Consider the following 15092-nt stretch of genomic DNA (forward strand, 5'->3'; position numbering starts at 1 on the left):
CCTGCCGCCGGCAGGTCTTCAGGTGGCTCGTCCGCTACAACACCCGCCGCCGTCACACTTGGTGCGGCTACCTGTCCCCGTCCACCTACGAGGCCCGCCGGGCCGCTACGCTGCCGACCGCCGCGTAATCACACCCTGTGTCCAAGAACCGGGGGTAGGGCCCGGGCGTGGAAGTGGATCAGGCCGCGGGTCTGGTACTCGGCGACCTTGGCGTACTGCACGGATGCGTGCTCGCTCAGGCTGGCCTCTGGGACGTGCAGGTGGTGGGCGATGCTGCGGCGCAGCGCGATGGTGAAGCGTCGCCACAGCTCGGGGGCGTGCCATTGCCACATCACGGCCGAGGCGGTGTCGTGGCAGTCGGAGCACAGTGGGGCCCCGTTGGCGTGGTCGTCTTCGTCGTGGACGATCCCGCACCAGCTGGGTCGTCCGTGGGGGCACCTCGTCTGGTCGTCGCGGCGGCGTGGGCGGCAGGCGCGACCGTGGCGGTGCCCGTGGACGGGCCCGAAGGAGGGGGCGGTGAGGGTGACGAAGAGCAGGGGGTTGTCCCGCACGTGTGCGGGGACGGTCTTGCCGCCGTTGATGCCGGCGTGGATCAGGGCGTAGGTGTCTCTGGCGTAGACGCGGGAGCAGGCGGGGCAGGCCGAGGCGCGGCGGTTGCCGCAGGGGCGGTGCAGGACGCCGAAGGGCAGGTCGCGGGTGTCGAAGGTGGAGAGGACTTGCCCGGTGGTGGTCTCGACCGTGGTCGTGGAGCCGGCCAGGCGGATGGGGTGGGCGCAGTTGCCGGTGCTGGCCAGGGCGTCGAAAAAGGCGTCCATGGTGCCGTCGGCGATGCGGCAGGAGAGCAGCTCGGGGGTGTCGGCGCGGGTCAGAGCCGGCACGTCGAGCGGGGCGTCTTCGCTGAAGCCGGGGAAGCGGTCCGGGCCGGCAGGGGCGGGTGTGGTGTCGGTGTGCACGGTCCCCTCCCAACCAGAAGGGTGTGCCGCGTGAACGGTGGTGCTGGCCTTGGGTTCACGCGGCACACCCGGACTGTGGGAAGTGCGGCAGGACGAGTAGCGGAATCTTCCGGCGCCGCAAGGCCGCTCAACGCCGGACGCACCGGCCGCATGGGGGCGGGTGCACGCGCGGATCAGTCGAGTGTGTGTAACGGCCATCTGTCATGCGAGCGCACTGGGCCCGAGGTTGGGGAGCCGACCCCCAAGGGAAATATCCCGTGTGTGTGAATGTCGATCCGCGCTATCAACGTTGCCGCCCGCAAACGGCTGGCGCATCTTTCGCGGCGATCCTTGACCAAACCCTGACTCTTCGGTGACGATCTGGCCATCCACGTGACCCGCGCAGCCGTCTCTGTGCTGCCCTGAGTTCGCCACGTGCCGAACGCTTGTGTTGAGGAGGGGACCGTGCCGTCAGTCAATGATCGCGCCCTAGCTGCGGGGGACCCGAGTGCCAGCGTGGATGCGCTGGTCGACGCAGCCCATGACCGATCTCCGAAGGTGCGGACCGCGGCGGCGGAGAACCCTTCAACGCCGCCGGACGTCCTAGCGCGGCTCGTCGAAGATGACCGATGGCAAGTCCGGTTTGCGGTGGCGGAGAACCCGAGCCTAGAAGCGTGCCGAATTGCCTTGTCGTGCACGGACCCCGATGTTCGAGGTCTCGCGGCACAACGTGACGACGTGAGCACGGCACAGGTTGAGCAGATCCTGGAGGACCCCGCCCACTCGGTCAGAGAGCGGCTAGCGGAGGCGGCTACCGATGAAGGAGTTCTCCGACGTCTGGCGAATGACCCCCATCCCCTGGTCAGGGCCAGCGTCGCGCTGAACGATGCGGTGCCCGTTGACGTCCTTCAGACCCTCGCGCAGGACGGGCGTGCCCGCGTCAGGTCCGCCGCTGCTGCCTCCCGTCGCCTGCCATACGAGGCACTGACGCCGATGGCGAATGACCGCTCTGTTGAGGTCCAGTGGCATGTCTTGGTCAGCAACCCTGAGCGGCTCGACCTCGCGGCCGAGATCGCCGAGCACTCGGACGCCATGAACGCAGACCAGGCGCGATCCCAACTGCAACACCCGGGAAACTTCACCGGGCCCCTTGACCAGGTGGAGATCGTCAAGCCTGTTGATCGTGAGGACTTTCTCTACTGACTCAAGGCGGGCCTTCGGCCCGCACCCGGCCGGCCGGCTTCGGCCGCTCCGGTGGGGACCCCCGCGCTCCGGGCTCGTGCCTCGCCCTACGCGCACCCCCACCTGCGCGCCCTTCGCCGCCGGCCGAACACGAGCAAGGACACCCGGTACTCCCCACACCGAGTGCCCTCACCGATGAACCGCCGACCCGCCGCTACACCATCCGACCTCCACGGCCACGGCTCAAGCGGCCCGCCGTCACCGCAACAGGGACGCGCTCCGCGCCTGCGCACCACACCTGACCGAGCCTCCTGGCCGCTTGCCCCGCACCCGCTCCGGCCGGCTCTGCTCCGCTATCGGGACGGCGGCTCTCCGTGCCCCCCTGGTGCCCCCCGGCGCTGCGAACCGAGGCGTCGATGGCACGTATGCACTTCTGCGAGTGGCGGATTCCCGGGGCGACGAGACCGCCGCGCGCCTTCGCAATGAGAAGGTCAGGGGTTCGAATCCCCTCAGCTCCACCACCGAAGGCCCCCGGCGTCGCGCCGGGGGCCTTCGCCGTGCCCGCGTGCCAGCATGGCGAGCGTGGACGAGCCCTCCTTCACCTACGCCCCCGTCGGCTGCATCCGCACGGGCGTGGTCCCGCACGGGTTCGACGAGCTGCGCCGCAGCCGTCGGGTCGGATCGGGGCTGGCGGACTTCGAGCGTGCTGTAGACGCCCTGATGACGTGGCAGATGCACCGTCGAGCCGGGATCGCGGTGATGGCATCGCACGAGCGGGTCGCGCCCGGAGCGGTCGCGGAGCTGCGCTTGGGCGTGGGGCGGCTGGGCCTGCGTGCGCCGGTGCGGATCGTGGACGTGGTCGACGAGCCCACCCGTCGCGGCTTCGCCTACTGCACCCTCCCCCGGCACCCCGAGAGCGGTGAGGAGGCCTTCGTCGTGGAGCTGGGGACGACGGGCGACGTCACCCTCACCATCACCGCCGTCTCCCGTCCGGCGTCACGGTTGGCACGCCTCTCCGGGCCGGTCGGCCGCCTGGTGCAGTGGCGGATCACCGGCCGCTACCTGTCGGCGCTCGCCGGCGACGCGGGGTGACGGGCTCCCCCTTCGCCAGTAGCGTCGGTCCATGGCACCCACGCGCCGCCTCGTCACCTACTCGATGAACATCTCGCTCGACGGCTACATCGTCGGGCCGGACGGTGGCTTCGACTGGTCGGAGCCGGACGAAGAGGTCTTCGCCGCCCACACCGACGAGCTGCGCGGGGTCGGCGTGCACCTGCTCGGCCGCCGGCTGCACGAGACGATGTCCTACTGGGAGACCGCCGACCAGGAGCCCGAGTCCGACTACTCCACCGTCGAGTGGGCGCAGATGTGGCGGGCGGTGCCCAAGGTCGTCTTCTCCCGCACGCTCACCGAGGTGACCGGCACCAACACCCGGCTGGCGACCCGTGGCCTGGCCGAGGAGATCGCGGCCCTGCGTGCCGAGTCCGACGAAGGGGAGATCGCCCTCGGTGGCGCAGAGCTCGCCGCGGCGGCCGCGGCCGCCGACCTCGTTGACGAGTACCGCCCCTTCGTCCTGCCGGTCGTCGTCGGGGGCGGTCGCCCCTACTGGCCCGAGGGGTTGGACCGGATCGACCTCGAGCACGTCTCCAGCCGCACCTTCGGCAACGGCGTCGTGGCGTCGCGCTACCGGGTGGTGCGGCCCGGTGCCTGAGCGCCGGGGCCGCACCGGGGCGGGTCAGGCCCGGCGTCGCCCTGCCACGGCAACGCCCGCGCCCACGAGGGCCACGACGAGCGCCAGCCCGCCGAGCACCCGGGCGAGGGTGTCGGCGGAGGCCGGCTGGCTCCCTTCGACCTCGCTCAGGTCGTCCTCGGTGGTGGCGTGGTGGCCGCCCTCCTCGGCGGCCGTGACCTCGAAGCTCGGGGCCGGGTGCTCCGGCTCCTCACCGCCCTCCTCGGTGACGTCCGACCAGTCGGCGACCTCGCCGTCGGAGTAGGTCTGCTTCGCCGGGAGGACGAGCTGGCCGGGAGTGGGCAGCGGGCCGGCGCTGATCGCGAACTCCGCGTACTCGCCCGGCGCGATGCCGGCCGACTCGGAGTCGGCGGTCCACGTGACCGTCCGCGGCGCCTCGGTGAGCGTGAGGTCGTTGGCGGTGACCTTCTCGGGGAGCTTCGCCGTCGTGACCCTCGCCGTCCAGCCCGGGACCGGGCGGATGGAGACGGTCGCGAGCGGCCGGTCCTGGGGGAGGGTGACGACGAGCTTGGTCGTTGACGCGGTGTCCGACTCGTTGGGCACGCGGAAGGTCAGCGCCGCGTAGCCGCCGGAGGCCGTCGCCTCGGGGATGACGCGCACGTGGGCGGCGGCGGGCAGTGCCGTCGCGGCGGTGGCGGCGAGGGCGAGGGTCAGGGCAGCGCCGGAGCGCAGGGTGGTGCGGTTCATGAGTTGTCCTTCGGTGAGGTGTGCGGGGCCCGCCCGCGCCCTCACGGCGAGGGACGGGTCAGGCAGGCGTGGGAGCGGGCCGCACCGGCGGACCGCGCCGCCCCGCCCCACCGAGGACGAAGGGAGCCGGTCGCGGCCGGTCCACGGCGGCCGGGGCCGCGGCCCGCACGGGGACGACGACTCGCCGGGCCGGCCGGGGGAGGACCGGTCGCAGCAGGCCGGCGAGGAACCAGACCGCCTCCTCGCCACGGGCGAGGAGCAGGGCCAGCAGCAGTGCGGCGACGGTGTGCGCCAGGACCATCGCCGGGCTCGTGTGGGACACCTCGGCCCCGCCGGCGCACCCGACGACCATCTCGTGGTGACCACCACCGACGGCGCACGTTGGGGCGTGGTGGCCGGCGGAGAGCAGGGTGTGCAGGACCACCTGGGCCCCGCCGAGCGTGGCGGCCAGCGCCACGCGGCCGAGCCGCCAGCGGGTGAGGAGCAGGCCGCTCCACAGGAGCACCCCGATGACGAGCACGATCCCGCCGGTCGAAGGAAGCCCGCCGCCGGCAGCGAGGTGGGCGCCGGTCGACAGCCCACCGGCCGCGAGCGTCCACGCGAGGGTGCGCGCCGGCCGCAGCACACCCCTGCTCGGCTCGGTTACGTGCTGATCCTAGGCAGCAGGGGGTCCGCTGATCATGTCGCCGTCTGCGTCGAACGGCCAGGGGTTGGCCGTGCAACCCTGCAGACCGAGCGTCTGCTGGAGCATGACCGGTGCCCGCCAGCGCTTGCCCGGGCACCGCTCGTGGCCCAGGCCGAGCCCGTGCCCGACCTCGTGGTTGACGAGATAGGTGCGGTAGAGCGAGAGGTCGTCGACGTGCGGCACCCCGAGGAACCAGCGGTCGAGGTTGAGCACGATGAACTGCCCTGCGCGGCAAGAGGTGTAGCCGTCGGTGGCGGCTCCGGCCGCCTCGCACTGCTTGTCGACGGTCGCGGGGGTCGCGAGCCGGATCGTCAGTTCCGGCTGGGCCCGCGCGACCCGCTGGAAGCGCCACCGGCCGTCACCCGTCCACCCCCGCTCGTGGGAGAGGGCCTGGTCGATGACCCGGCCGAACTCGCGCGTGGTCACCCCGGCGCCCTGCTCGACCTCGACGCGATAGGTCACCACCCGCCCGGACCGGCCGTGCACCGGGGTCCCGGTCTGCATGCGGGTGTAGCGGCCCGTCGAGCGGTACTCCGGCAGGGTCGGGGAGGCGGACGTCGGGCTCGACGACGTGGGGGACGGCTCGGAGGAGGTGGCCGTGGTGACGGCTGCCCCGGCGCCGGGGTCGTCCCGGTCGGGCGCGCCGTAGGCCGAGCGCAGCCCGACGACGAGGGCGACCACGACGAGCAGCGCCAGGCCGGCGGCCGCGAGCTGTCGGCGTCGTGCCTGGGCGGCGCCCGCCGGGGCCCGGGATCGAAGGTGGGACACGTCCATCAGGGTAGGCCGCCCCGGTGGTCAACCCGCGTGCGCGAGCAGCCAATCGCGCAGCCGCAGCGTCGACAGGCAGTCGTACTCGTTGTACTGGCGCAGGTCCTCGAGGCGGGCGGCGGCCTCGGCCTCGTCGCCCGCGGCGATCGCCTCGCGGTAGCGCTGGTACTCGATGATCGAGTCGCCGCCCGCGGTGACGCCGTCGGCGTCGCGCAGGTCGTCACCCATGTAGAGCGGCTCGAGCCGCTTGATCGAGTAGGAGCGGCTGCCGACGCGCACGGCGGACTTGACCGCCGCGTAGAGGTCGACGAAGACGCCGTCGTCGAGGATCTGGGCCACCTCGGCCTCGTAGACGCCGTGGCGAGCGGCCATGCGGGACAAGGCTGCTCGCTCGTAGCCGGAGTAGTGGTAAACGTGCAGGTCGGGCCAGCGCCCGAGCCGGTGGCGCAGCCAGTCGACGAAGCAGACGAGGGCGGCCCGCTCCTGCTCCCGGTCGTGGGCCCAGAAGGCGACGAACTCCTCGCTCGCCGTGAGCGACCCGAAGAGGTACTCCAGCCCGGTGTCGGTCGGCGTCGAGCCCCGCCACATCGGGTCGCCCTCGAAGTCGAAGAAGACGTCGCCGTCGCTCGGCGCCGGCAGCTCGGCGAGCACCTCGGGGGCGAAGACCTCGTAGGGCAGCGGTGTCTCGGGAGTCGGCTCGGTGAGCTGCAGCCCCGCCTGGCTGCGCAGGACGGCGAGCTGGTCGTCGTCGATGCCCTCGATGGGCTCGGTGCGCTCGGCGAGGGCGGTCATCGTCGTGACGCCCGCCTCGAGCAGTCGCGCCCGGGTCGTGGCGCGCACGCCGCCGACGAGCCCGACGTCCTCTCGGACAGCCAGCTCGGCCCGGCAGGCGTCGCAGAAGAGGCAGGTCCGCCACCGCGGGTCCTCCCACCGGGCCGGGCCGGACTCGCCGGTGTGCGTGTCGATGACCTCGAGCAGCCGGTCGCGCAGCTCGCCCAGCGGCTCGGCGAGTTCCTCGCGCGGGGTGTCGACGATGCTCCCGTCACCGAGGATCAGCCGGACGAAGGGGGCGACCGTCACCCCGGAGGAGGCGAGCGCCTCGGCGTAGGCGGCCACTTGGAGGAGGGCGTGGGGCCGGGCGCTGCGGGCGAGCTTGGTCTCGGCGACGACCCAGGTCTCGTCGTCGTGTCGGAGCAGGTGGTCGGCACGGCCGCGGAAGCGCTCGCCGGCGACCGGGGCCTGGTGGATGAGCCGCACCGAGGGATCGCGCAGGAGCGGCAGGAGCTGCTCCGGCGACAGCCGCGCGGCGTCGACGACGCCGTCACCGGTCGCGGCGGTCAGCTCGTCGGTGACCTCCTGCTCGTAGTCGCGGCCGAGGTCGCCGAAGCGCTCGCGCACGGGGTCGACCTCGACCGGGAGGGCCTCGCGTCGGCCGAGCCGCACGTCGAGGTCGACGAGGAGGCCGAACTCGCACTCACGACCTCGGCGCAGGTCACCCGCGGTGAGCACCGCGGGCTGCGGCCGGTCGTCGACGAGGGGCAGGTCCATGGCCTCGAGGGTACGAGGCGCCGCCGACACCCCGTTGGTCGAGGTGGGAGGCCGCCGGCGGTCGACCCTCGAGACCTCCCGGGCTCACACCCAGCTCGGGAACCACATGCGCCAGCGCCAGTGGTCGTAGGGGATGACCTGCGCGGTCCAGACCGGCCAGTAGAAGGCGAAGTTGGCCAGGACGAGCAGCAGGTAGGCGCCGATGACGAGGTGACCGAGGCGGCGTCGGCGGGCGTCGGCGCCCGGCGGGCCGAGGGCCAGACCGAGCATGAAGACGACCGCGAGGATCACCCAGGGCTCGAAGGAGATCGTGTAGAAGGTGAAGATCGTGCGGTGCTGCAGGAAGAACCACGGCAGCCAGCCCCCGACGAAGCCGGCGAGGATCGCCCCGGCGCGCCAGTCGCGCCGCATCGCCCAGTGCCACACGAGGAAGAACAGGGCGGCGGTCGCGAGCCACCAGATCGACACCGAGCCGAGCGAGGTGATCGCCTTGGAGCACTTGTCGACCTCGCAGCCGTCGACGCCCATCGCCTTGTTCTCGTAGAAGAAGGACGTCGGCCGCGACTGGATCATCCACGACCACGGGTTGGACTGGTAGGTGTGCGGCGAGGTCAGCCCGTCGTGGAACTCGTAGGCCTGCACGTGGTACTGCCACAACGAGCGAAGGGCGGGCGGCAGCCACTGGACGCCCTCGCCGGGGTGCTCCACGGCCCAGGTGCGGTTGTAGCCGGTCTTCGTGGCGAACCACCCGGTCCACGAGGCGAGGTAGGTGCCCAGGACGACGGCGGTCATCGTGACGAAGGCCCAGACGCCGTCCTTGAAAAGGCCGGTGAGGGCCCAGTGCCGGGTGCCGGCGGCGCGGCGGGCACCCAGGTCCCAGAAGACGGTCATCAGGCCGAAGGCGGCGAAGAAGTACAGGCCGGACCACTTCGTGCCGCAGGCCAGGCCGAGGGAGAGCGCCGCGACGAGCCGCCACGGGCGCCACCACAGCATCGCGCCGGCACCGCGGACCCCGCGTGCCGCGGCCCGGGCGGCGAGGCGCTCGCGCGACCAGTCCCGGTCGATCAGCAGGGCGCCGAAGGCCGCGAGCGCGAAGAACATGACGATGATGTCGAGCAGGCCGGTGCGTGAGTGGACGAAGTGGTGCCCCTCGAAGGCCATGAGGAAGGCCGCGATCGCCCCGAGCCAGCTCGACCCGAACATCCGGCGGGCGATCCGGCCGACCATGAGGATCGAGAGCGTGCCGAGGAGCGCGACGGCGAAGCGCCAGCCGAAGCTCGACGTCGGGCCGAAGAGCCATTCGCCGCCGGCGATGATCCACTTGCCGACCGGCGGGTGGACGACCATGTCGCCCTCGGTGGACTTGAAGACGTCGAGGTTGCCGGTGGTGAAGAGCGGGTCGACCTTCTCCCCTTCGCCCTTCCACCGCATCTCGACGCCGTACTCGAGCATCGAGACGCCCTGCTTGACGTAGTAGGTCTCGTCGAAGACCAGCTGGTGGGGTCGGCCGAGGGCCCAGAAGCGCAGGATGCCGCCGATCGCGGCGAAGAGCAGCGGACCGGCCCAGCCCCACAGGGCGTCGGTGGGACGGAAGCCGAGCAGACGCGCGCGCAACTGCTCCCCCCGGTCCATGGCCGTCATCGTAGGCGAGGATGGGGCCATGCCTCTCGTGCTCGCCGCCACACCCATCGGAGACCCCCGCGACGCCAGCCCGCGGCTGCGTGAGGAGCTCGCCGGGGCCGACGTCGTCGCGGCCGAGGACACCCGCCGGTTGCGACGCCTGGCCGGCGAGCTCGGCGTCGACCTGCCCGAGCGCGTCGTGAGCTACCACGAGCACAACGAGGCGACGAAGACCGCCGAGCTGCTCGAGTCGGTCGTCGCGGGGGAGCGGGTCGTCCTCGTCACCGACGCGGGGATGCCCTCGGTGTCCGACCCCGGTTACCGCTTCGTGCGGGCCTGCATCGACGCCGACGAGGTCGTCACCTGCGTGCCGGGGCCGAGCGCGGTGCTCATGGCCCTGGCGGTCTCCGGGCTGCCGGTCGACCGCTTCACCTTCGAGGGCTTCCTGCCGCGCAAGGCCGGCGAGCGCACCCGGCTGCTCACCGAGATCGCGCAGGAGCGACGCACGATGGTCTTCTTCGAGGCGCCGCACCGCATCGCCGTGTCGCTCGAGGTCATGGCCGAGGTGCTCGGCGAGGACCGGGAGGCGGCGGTCTGCCGCGAGTTGACGAAGACCTACGAGGAGGTGCGGCGCGGCACCCTGGCCGAGCTCGCGGAATGGGCTGCCGAGGGAGTGAAGGGCGAGATCACGATCGTCGTCGGGGGCGCCCCGGACACCTCGGTGTCCGTCGAGGACGCCGTCGCCGAGGTCCTCGCCCGCCACGACCGAGGCTCCCGGCTCAAGGACGTGTGCGCGGCCGTGGCCACCTCGACCGGCCACGGCAAGAAGGCGCTCTACGACGCGGTGCTGGCCCACCGCAAGGAGCACTCAGACTGAGATGGCACAATCCGCGGCATGACCGAGCCGATGCCCGACTCCGGCACCGACCTGCCCTTCGACGAGGAGTCCTCCGCCGTCGCCGCGGAGGCCACGAGAGAGGCCGCCGCCGGCGCCCGTGAGGCCCACGCCGAGCACGGCGTCCACCCCGGGACCGAGCGCACCGTCGTCCACCTGCTGCGCCATGGCGAGGTGTACAACCCCGACAAGATCCTCTACGGCCGGCTGCCGGGCTACCACCTGTCCGACCTCGGGCACGAGATGGCCCGGGTCGTCGCCGACCACCTCGCCGACGCCGACCTCGCGCTCGTCGTCCACAGCCCGCTCGTGCGCACCGCCGAGACCGCGGCCCCGACGCTCGAGCGCCATGGCCTGACCGCGGTCGTCGACCCGCGGGTCATCGAGGCGGGCAACAAGTTCGAAGGGCGGCGCTTCCGCAAGCGGCTCCTCCTCGACCCTCGCCGCTGGTGGTGGCTGCGTGACCCGACGAAGCCGACATGGGGCGAGTCCTACCGCGCCATCGGCAAGCGGATGACCGCCGCCATTGAGGACGCCCGCGACCACGGGCGGGGCCGCGAGGTCCTGATCGTCAGCCACCAGCTACCGATCTGGACCATCCGCAGCGTCCTCGAGCAGCGCAACCTCTGGCACGACCCGCGCAAGCGCGAGTGCAACCTCGCCTCCCTCACCTCGGTGACCTTCATCGGCGACGAGATCACCGATGTCGCGTACAGCGAGCCCGCCGCCCACCTCTATGCGCACGCCGCGAAGATCCCTGGAGCCTGACCCCTTCATGCAGATGCACCGCCTGACCCGCACCCTCGTCGCGGCCGCGAGCGCCCTGGCCATCACCGGGGGCCTCGCCGCCTGCGGTGAGTCCGCCTCGTCCAAGGCCGCCAAGGAGCTCGGCTACCGCAATGGCGACGGCGGCGCCCACCTCGTCGCCGAGGCCGACCGGGCCGAGCCCGTGGAGCTGTCCGGCGAGACCATCGACGGCAAGACCTGGGACAGCGCCGACGAGCGCGGCAAGGTCGTCGTCGTCAACAGCTGGGCGAGCTGGTGCGGTCCGTGCGCCACGGAGGCGCCGCACCTCGTCGAGGCCCAGCAGGAGACGAAGGGGGAGGACGTCGAGTTCGTCGGGATCAACTTCCGCGAGTCCTCCAAGGAGACCGGCCGGGCGCAGGCGCAGGAGTGGGGCTTCACCTGGCCCTCCGTCTACGACAAGTCCGGCCAGAGCGCCCTGGCCATGCAGGGCAAGATGACCGCCACGCCGTCCACCGCCGTGCTCGACCGTGAGGGCCGCATCGCGGCCGTCGTCCTCGGGCCCGTGACCACCTCGACGCTCGTCGGGCTCGTCGAGGACACCCTGGCCGAAAAGGGATGATTACGGCATACACCTCGCTCCCGGCGCTCGCCAGCGGACTGAGCGACCAGGTGGCCGACGGGGCGCTGCCCCTCGCCGTGCTCGTCGCGGCGCTCGCCGGCCTCGTCTCCTTCGCCACCCCGTGCGTGCTGCCGCTCGTGCCCGGCTACCTCGGCTACGTCACCGGCCTGTCCGATGTCGCGCTCGAGAAGCGCAGCCGCGGCCGGATGGTCCTGGGGACCCTGCTCTTCATCCTCGGCTTCAGTGCGGTCTTCGTCCTCGCGTCGATGTTCGTCGCGACCGCCGGACGGGCGCTCGTCGAGCACCGCGAGCTGCTCATGCGCCTCGGCGGCGTGCTCGTCATCCTCATGGCCTTGGTCTTCCTCGGCGCCGGCTCGCAGCGCACCCTGCGCCTGCCCGTCAAGCCGGCGACCGGGCTGGCCGGGGCGCCCCTGCTCGGCGCGGTCTTCGGTCTGGGCTGGGCGCCGTGCATGGGGCCGACCCTCGGCGCCGTCCTCGCGCTCAACCTCACCGGTGACGCGTCCACGACCCGCGCGGTGGTTCTCGCCGTCGCCTACTGCCTCGGTCTGGGCCTGCCCTTCCTGCTCATCGCTGCGGCCTACGAACGCTGGGCGCCGGTCTCGGCGTGGCTGCGCCGTCGCCAGCGGGCCATCCAGATCGCCGGAGCGGTGCTGCTCATCACCGTCGGCCTGCTCCTGCTCACCGGCGGCTGGGACGCGATGACCCAGTGGCTGCAGATCCATCTCATCAGCGACACGGAGGTCATCCTGTGAGCGCGGACCGGCCCGACAGGTCCACCGTGACCCAACCCCGGCTCGGCGTCGTCGGTTACCTGCGGTGGGGCTGGCGGCAGCTGACGAGCATGCGCACGGCGCTCTTCCTGCTGCTGCTCCTCGCCATCGGCGCCGTCCCCGGCTCGGTCTTCCCCCAGCGCAGCATCGACCCGGCACGCACCGAGGACTGGATCTCCCGGCACGAGACGACCGGGCCGTGGCTCGACAAGCTCGGCGCCTTCGAGGTCTACAGCTCGCCGTGGTTCTCCGCGATCTACCTGCTGCTCTTCATCTCGCTCATCGGGTGCATCGTCCCGCGCACCGCCGTGCACTGGAAGGCCATGCGCAACAAGCCTCCTCGTGCGCCCAAGCGGCTCGCACGGCTCGAGGCCCACGCCGCCGGCGAGGTCGAGGGCGACCTCGCCGAGGTGCGCGAGGCCGCGACCCGCGTGCTGCGCCGGCGGCGCTACCGCGTCGCCAGCCACGACGACGCCTCCGTCTCCGCCGAGACCGGCTACCTCAAGGAGACGGGCAACCTCGTCTTCCACACCGCCCTCGTCACGCTGATCATCGGCGTCGCCGTCGGGCACCTGTGGGGCTGGAAGGCCGATATCGTCGTCCCCGCCGGGGACTCCTTCGTCAACACCGTGACGCGTTACGACACCTTCGCGCCGGGGCCGCTCGTCGACGAGTCGGACCTCGCCCCCTTCGGCATGACGGTCACGAAGATGACCGCGGACTTCAACGACCGCGAGCCCGGGACGCAGACCTTCGGGCAACCGCGCGACTTCGAGGCGCACGTCACGGGCACGACCGCCGACGGCGATGAGTTCAGCGACGTCATCAAGGTCAACCACCCCCTCGAGATGGAGGACGCGACCGTCTTCCTCCTCGGCAACGGCTACGCGCCTGTCGTCACCGTCAAGGACGCCGACGGCAAGGTCCTGTACTCGGGGGCCACCCCCTTCCTCGCGCAGGACGGCAACTACCGCTCGACCGGCGCGATCAAGGTCGGGGCCGCCTCGCCGGAGCAGTTCGGCTTCATGGGGCTCTTCCTGCCGACCTCCTACATCGACCCCGACCAGGGCCCGATCTCGGTCTTCCCCGACACCCGCAGCCCGGCGCTCGCGCTCAGCATGTACACCGGCGAGCTCTACCCCGGCGGGGCGCCGCAGTCGGTCTTCACGCTCGACACCGACTCCATGGCCAAGGTCGAGAATGCCGACGGCACCGACCAGCTGCGGCTGTGGCTGGAGCCCGGCGAGGGGGCCAAGCTGCCCGACGGGCGCGGCACGATCAGCTTCGACGGGGTGGAGCGCTTCGCCGGCCTCTCCGTGCGGCACGACCCGGGTAAGGGGCTGACCCTGTGGTCGGCGCTCGCTGCGCTGGCTGGCCTGATCACGACCCTGACCATCAAGCGCCGCCGCGTCTTCGTGCGTCTCGTCCAGGTGGGCGAGGTCGTGCGGGTGGAGGTCGCTGGTATGAGCAAGGACGACGACGAGGGCATCCCCGGGGTGGTCCAGGAGATCCGCGACGAGCTCGTGGGAGAATCGAGGACATGATGACGAACGCGATGCTGGCCCAGTACGCCAACTACTCGCTGGCCGCGGCCGCGCTGGTGATCACCGTGGCGATGCTCGGCTACGCCCTGTACCTCGCGCAGGCGGTGCCGGTGCGCGAGCGCGACGAGGTGGCAGCCAAAGTCCCTGCTGCTGTGGGCGCTCCTGCCACGGACGAAGGGGGCGACGCACCCGCCGAGACCGGCACCGCGACCGCTGTGGAGACCCCGATGCGGGCGCGCAAGGCCGCCGGTGTCGCCGGCTCCCTCTCGTGGCTCGGTGCGGGGTTCCTGCTGCTGTCGTTCGCGCTGCGGGGGTTCGCGGTGGACCGATTCCCCCTGGGCAACCTCTTCGAGTTCAGCATCGGCGCAGCCTTCTTCGCCATGGCGACGTTCAGCGTGGCCAAGTCGCGGCGTGACCTGCGCTGGCTCGGGGTCTTCGTCACGGCCTTCGTGGTGCTGCTGCTCATGATCGCCTCGACCTCCTGGTACGTCGAGGCCGACGAGGTCGTGCCCTCGCTGCAGTCCTACTGGCTGCCGATCCACGTGACCGTCGCCACCCTCGCCGTCGGTGTCCTCACCGTCGGCGCCATCGTCAGCGGGCTCTACCTGCTCAGCGACCGCGAGGTCGGTGGCGAGCGGTTCTGGCGCAAGCTGCCGTCAGCTCCGGCGCTGGAGAGGTTCTCCTACTCCCTGCACATCATCGGCTTCCCGCTGTGGACCTTCACCCTCATCGCCGGCGCCATCTGGGCCCGCGAGGCCTGGGGCGCGTACTGGACCTGGGACCCCAAGGAGGTGTGGACCTTCGTCATCTGGACGGTCTACGCCGCCTACCTGCACGCCCGCGCGACGAAGAACACCCCACGTCGCACGGCGAACTGGATCGCCATCGCGGGCTTCGTGTGCATCATCATCAACTACACGGTCGTGAACTTCTACTTCATCGGCATGCACAGCTACGCCCAGTGAGGCACTACATGGTCCGCTACACCCTGCTCCGCCTGATGATCTTCTTCGGCTGCCTCGCGGCCCTGTGGCTCGTCGGCCTGCGCGAGCCCACCGAGCTGCCCTGGCTCGTCGTCACCGCGGCGATCGCCTCGATGCTCATCTCGATGGTCGTGCTCAAGCCCTTCCGCGCCGAGATGGTCCAGCAGATCCAGGACCGCCAGGAGGCCAAGGCCCGCGCCCGGGCCGCCCGCCCCGACACCGACGAGGCCGTCGAGGACGGCCGGGGATCGAGCGAGGGCAAGGCCGAGACCGGGTCCGAGGCCGAGGAGCCCGAGACCTTCCGCTGAGGTCGGGACCTCGCTCGCCCCACGATTTCCGGG

General features: G+C 71.8%; 16 protein-coding genes and 2 pseudogenes. 12 read left to right on the forward strand and 6 right to left on the reverse strand.

All coding sequences use genetic code 11. The features are described from left to right. Positions 1-128 (forward strand): annotated as a pseudogene (locus tag B9B60_RS16790) (IS3-like element IS1206 family transposase); the annotation flags it as partial. On the opposite strand, the gene B9B60_RS03560 reads toward B9B60_RS16790, so the two are convergent. Next, a complete protein-coding gene (locus B9B60_RS03560; RefSeq protein WP_084449913.1) occupies positions 129-953 on the reverse strand; it encodes a replication initiator in 825 nt (274 codons plus the stop codon). Positions 954-1490: 537 nt separating this feature from the next. Here B9B60_RS03560 and B9B60_RS17830 point away from each other — a divergent pair. The 4 genes and pseudogenes from B9B60_RS17830 to B9B60_RS03575 all read left to right on the forward strand — a co-directional run. Beyond that, positions 1491-1550 (forward strand): annotated as a pseudogene (locus B9B60_RS17830) (hypothetical protein); the annotation flags it as partial. A gap of 120 nt (positions 1551-1670) precedes the next feature. After that, on the forward strand, positions 1671-2135 hold the full coding sequence (locus B9B60_RS03565) for a hypothetical protein (RefSeq protein ID WP_234993721.1): 465 nt from the start codon (positions 1671-1673) through the stop codon (positions 2133-2135). 561 nt (positions 2136-2696) lie between these two features. Continuing rightward, a complete protein-coding gene (locus tag B9B60_RS03570) occupies positions 2697-3206 on the forward strand; it encodes a DUF1990 family protein (RefSeq protein WP_234993722.1) in 510 nt (169 codons plus the stop codon). A 31-nt stretch (positions 3207-3237) separates the two neighbouring features. Then, positions 3238-3825 (forward strand): dihydrofolate reductase family protein, encoded by a 588-nt coding sequence (locus tag B9B60_RS03575; RefSeq protein WP_084449916.1) that lies wholly within the window; start codon positions 3238-3240, stop codon positions 3823-3825. 24 nt (positions 3826-3849) lie between these two features. Here the strand turns inward: B9B60_RS03575 and B9B60_RS03580 are convergent, their stop codons facing one another. The 5 genes from B9B60_RS03580 to B9B60_RS03600 form a co-directional block, all read right to left on the reverse strand. Further along, positions 3850-4551, reverse strand: coding sequence for a YcnI family copper-binding membrane protein (locus B9B60_RS03580; RefSeq protein ID WP_084449917.1), 702 nt, complete (start codon positions 4549-4551; stop codon positions 3850-3852). A gap of 58 nt (positions 4552-4609) precedes the next feature. Beyond that, on the reverse strand, positions 4610-5176 hold the full coding sequence (locus B9B60_RS03585; protein ID WP_084449918.1) for a hypothetical protein: 567 nt from the start codon (positions 5174-5176) through the stop codon (positions 4610-4612). A gap of 30 nt (positions 5177-5206) precedes the next feature. Next, entirely contained in the window at positions 5207-6004 is a 798-nt protein-coding gene (locus tag B9B60_RS03590) for a DUF3152 domain-containing protein (RefSeq protein WP_159451146.1), read from the reverse strand. Positions 6005-6031: 27 nt separating this feature from the next. Further along, positions 6032-7552: a TM0106 family RecB-like putative nuclease gene (locus tag B9B60_RS03595; protein ID WP_084449920.1), complete on the reverse strand. Its 1521-nt coding sequence runs from the start codon at positions 7550-7552 to the stop codon at positions 6032-6034. A gap of 84 nt (positions 7553-7636) precedes the next feature. Continuing rightward, a complete protein-coding gene (locus tag B9B60_RS03600) occupies positions 7637-9184 on the reverse strand; it encodes a dolichyl-phosphate-mannose--protein mannosyltransferase (RefSeq protein WP_084449921.1) in 1548 nt (515 codons plus the stop codon). Between the two features lie 28 nt (positions 9185-9212). On the opposite strand from B9B60_RS03600, the gene rsmI reads away from it, so the two are divergent. The 7 genes from rsmI to B9B60_RS03635 are packed head-to-tail and all read left to right on the forward strand — an operon-like array spanning position 9213 to position 15059. Continuing rightward, on the forward strand, positions 9213-10049 hold the full coding sequence (gene rsmI / locus B9B60_RS03605) for a 16S rRNA (cytidine(1402)-2'-O)-methyltransferase (RefSeq protein ID WP_084449922.1): 837 nt from the start codon (positions 9213-9215) through the stop codon (positions 10047-10049). A gap of 18 nt (positions 10050-10067) precedes the next feature. Continuing rightward, the gene (locus B9B60_RS03610; protein WP_223277738.1) at positions 10068-10835 is read left to right on the forward strand and encodes a histidine phosphatase family protein; all 768 of its coding nucleotides are present in this window, start codon (positions 10068-10070) and stop codon (positions 10833-10835) included. 7 nt (positions 10836-10842) lie between these two features. Then, the gene (locus B9B60_RS03615) at positions 10843-11433 is read left to right on the forward strand and encodes a TlpA disulfide reductase family protein (protein ID WP_159451147.1); all 591 of its coding nucleotides are present in this window, start codon (positions 10843-10845) and stop codon (positions 11431-11433) included. Beyond that, positions 11430-12206 carry a cytochrome c biogenesis CcdA family protein gene (locus B9B60_RS03620; RefSeq protein WP_084449924.1) on the forward strand — a complete coding sequence of 259 codons (777 nt, stop codon included), beginning with the start codon at positions 11430-11432 and terminating at the stop codon, positions 12204-12206. Before B9B60_RS03615 ends, B9B60_RS03620 begins: the two co-directional genes overlap by 4 nt. A 26-nt stretch (positions 12207-12232) precedes the next feature. Then, positions 12233-13768 carry a cytochrome c biogenesis protein ResB gene (gene resB, locus B9B60_RS03625; protein WP_234993723.1) on the forward strand — a complete coding sequence of 512 codons (1536 nt, stop codon included), beginning with the start codon at positions 12233-12235 and terminating at the stop codon, positions 13766-13768. Next, positions 13765-14733: a c-type cytochrome biogenesis protein CcsB gene (ccsB, locus tag B9B60_RS03630; RefSeq protein WP_226282933.1), complete on the forward strand. Its 969-nt coding sequence runs from the start codon at positions 13765-13767 to the stop codon at positions 14731-14733. The genes resB and ccsB overlap by 4 nt, the downstream gene beginning before the upstream one ends. Before the next feature lie 8 nt (positions 14734-14741). Continuing rightward, positions 14742-15059: a DUF4229 domain-containing protein gene (locus tag B9B60_RS03635; protein WP_084449927.1), complete on the forward strand. Its 318-nt coding sequence runs from the start codon at positions 14742-14744 to the stop codon at positions 15057-15059. The last annotated feature ends 33 nt before the right edge of the window (positions 15060-15092 follow it).

This window comes from Janibacter indicus (assembly GCF_900176385.1).
GTDB classification, from domain to species: Bacteria; Actinomycetota; Actinomycetes; order Actinomycetales; family Dermatophilaceae; genus Janibacter; species Janibacter indicus.

Coding starts and splice junctions, on each gene's coding strand:
- B9B60_RS03575 (WP_084449916.1), top strand. CDS start 3,238: ATGGCACCCACGCGCCGCCTCGTCACCTACTCGATGAACATCTCGCTC.
- B9B60_RS03580 (WP_084449917.1), bottom strand. CDS start 4,551: ATGAACCGCACCACCCTGCGCTCCGGCGCTGCCCTGACCCTCGCCCTC.
- B9B60_RS03595 (WP_084449920.1), bottom strand. CDS start 7,552: ATGGACCTGCCCCTCGTCGACGACCGGCCGCAGCCCGCGGTGCTCACC.
- B9B60_RS03600 (WP_084449921.1), bottom strand. CDS start 9,184: ATGGACCGGGGGGAGCAGTTGCGCGCGCGTCTGCTCGGCTTCCGTCCC.
- rsmI (WP_084449922.1), top strand. CDS start 9,213: ATGCCTCTCGTGCTCGCCGCCACACCCATCGGAGACCCCCGCGACGCC.
- B9B60_RS03610 (WP_223277738.1), top strand. CDS start 10,068: ATGACCGAGCCGATGCCCGACTCCGGCACCGACCTGCCCTTCGACGAG.
- B9B60_RS03615 (WP_159451147.1), top strand. CDS start 10,843: ATGCAGATGCACCGCCTGACCCGCACCCTCGTCGCGGCCGCGAGCGCC.
- B9B60_RS03620 (WP_084449924.1), top strand. CDS start 11,430: ATGATTACGGCATACACCTCGCTCCCGGCGCTCGCCAGCGGACTGAGC.
- ccsB (WP_226282933.1), top strand. CDS start 13,765: ATGATGACGAACGCGATGCTGGCCCAGTACGCCAACTACTCGCTGGCC.
- B9B60_RS03635 (WP_084449927.1), top strand. CDS start 14,742: ATGGTCCGCTACACCCTGCTCCGCCTGATGATCTTCTTCGGCTGCCTC.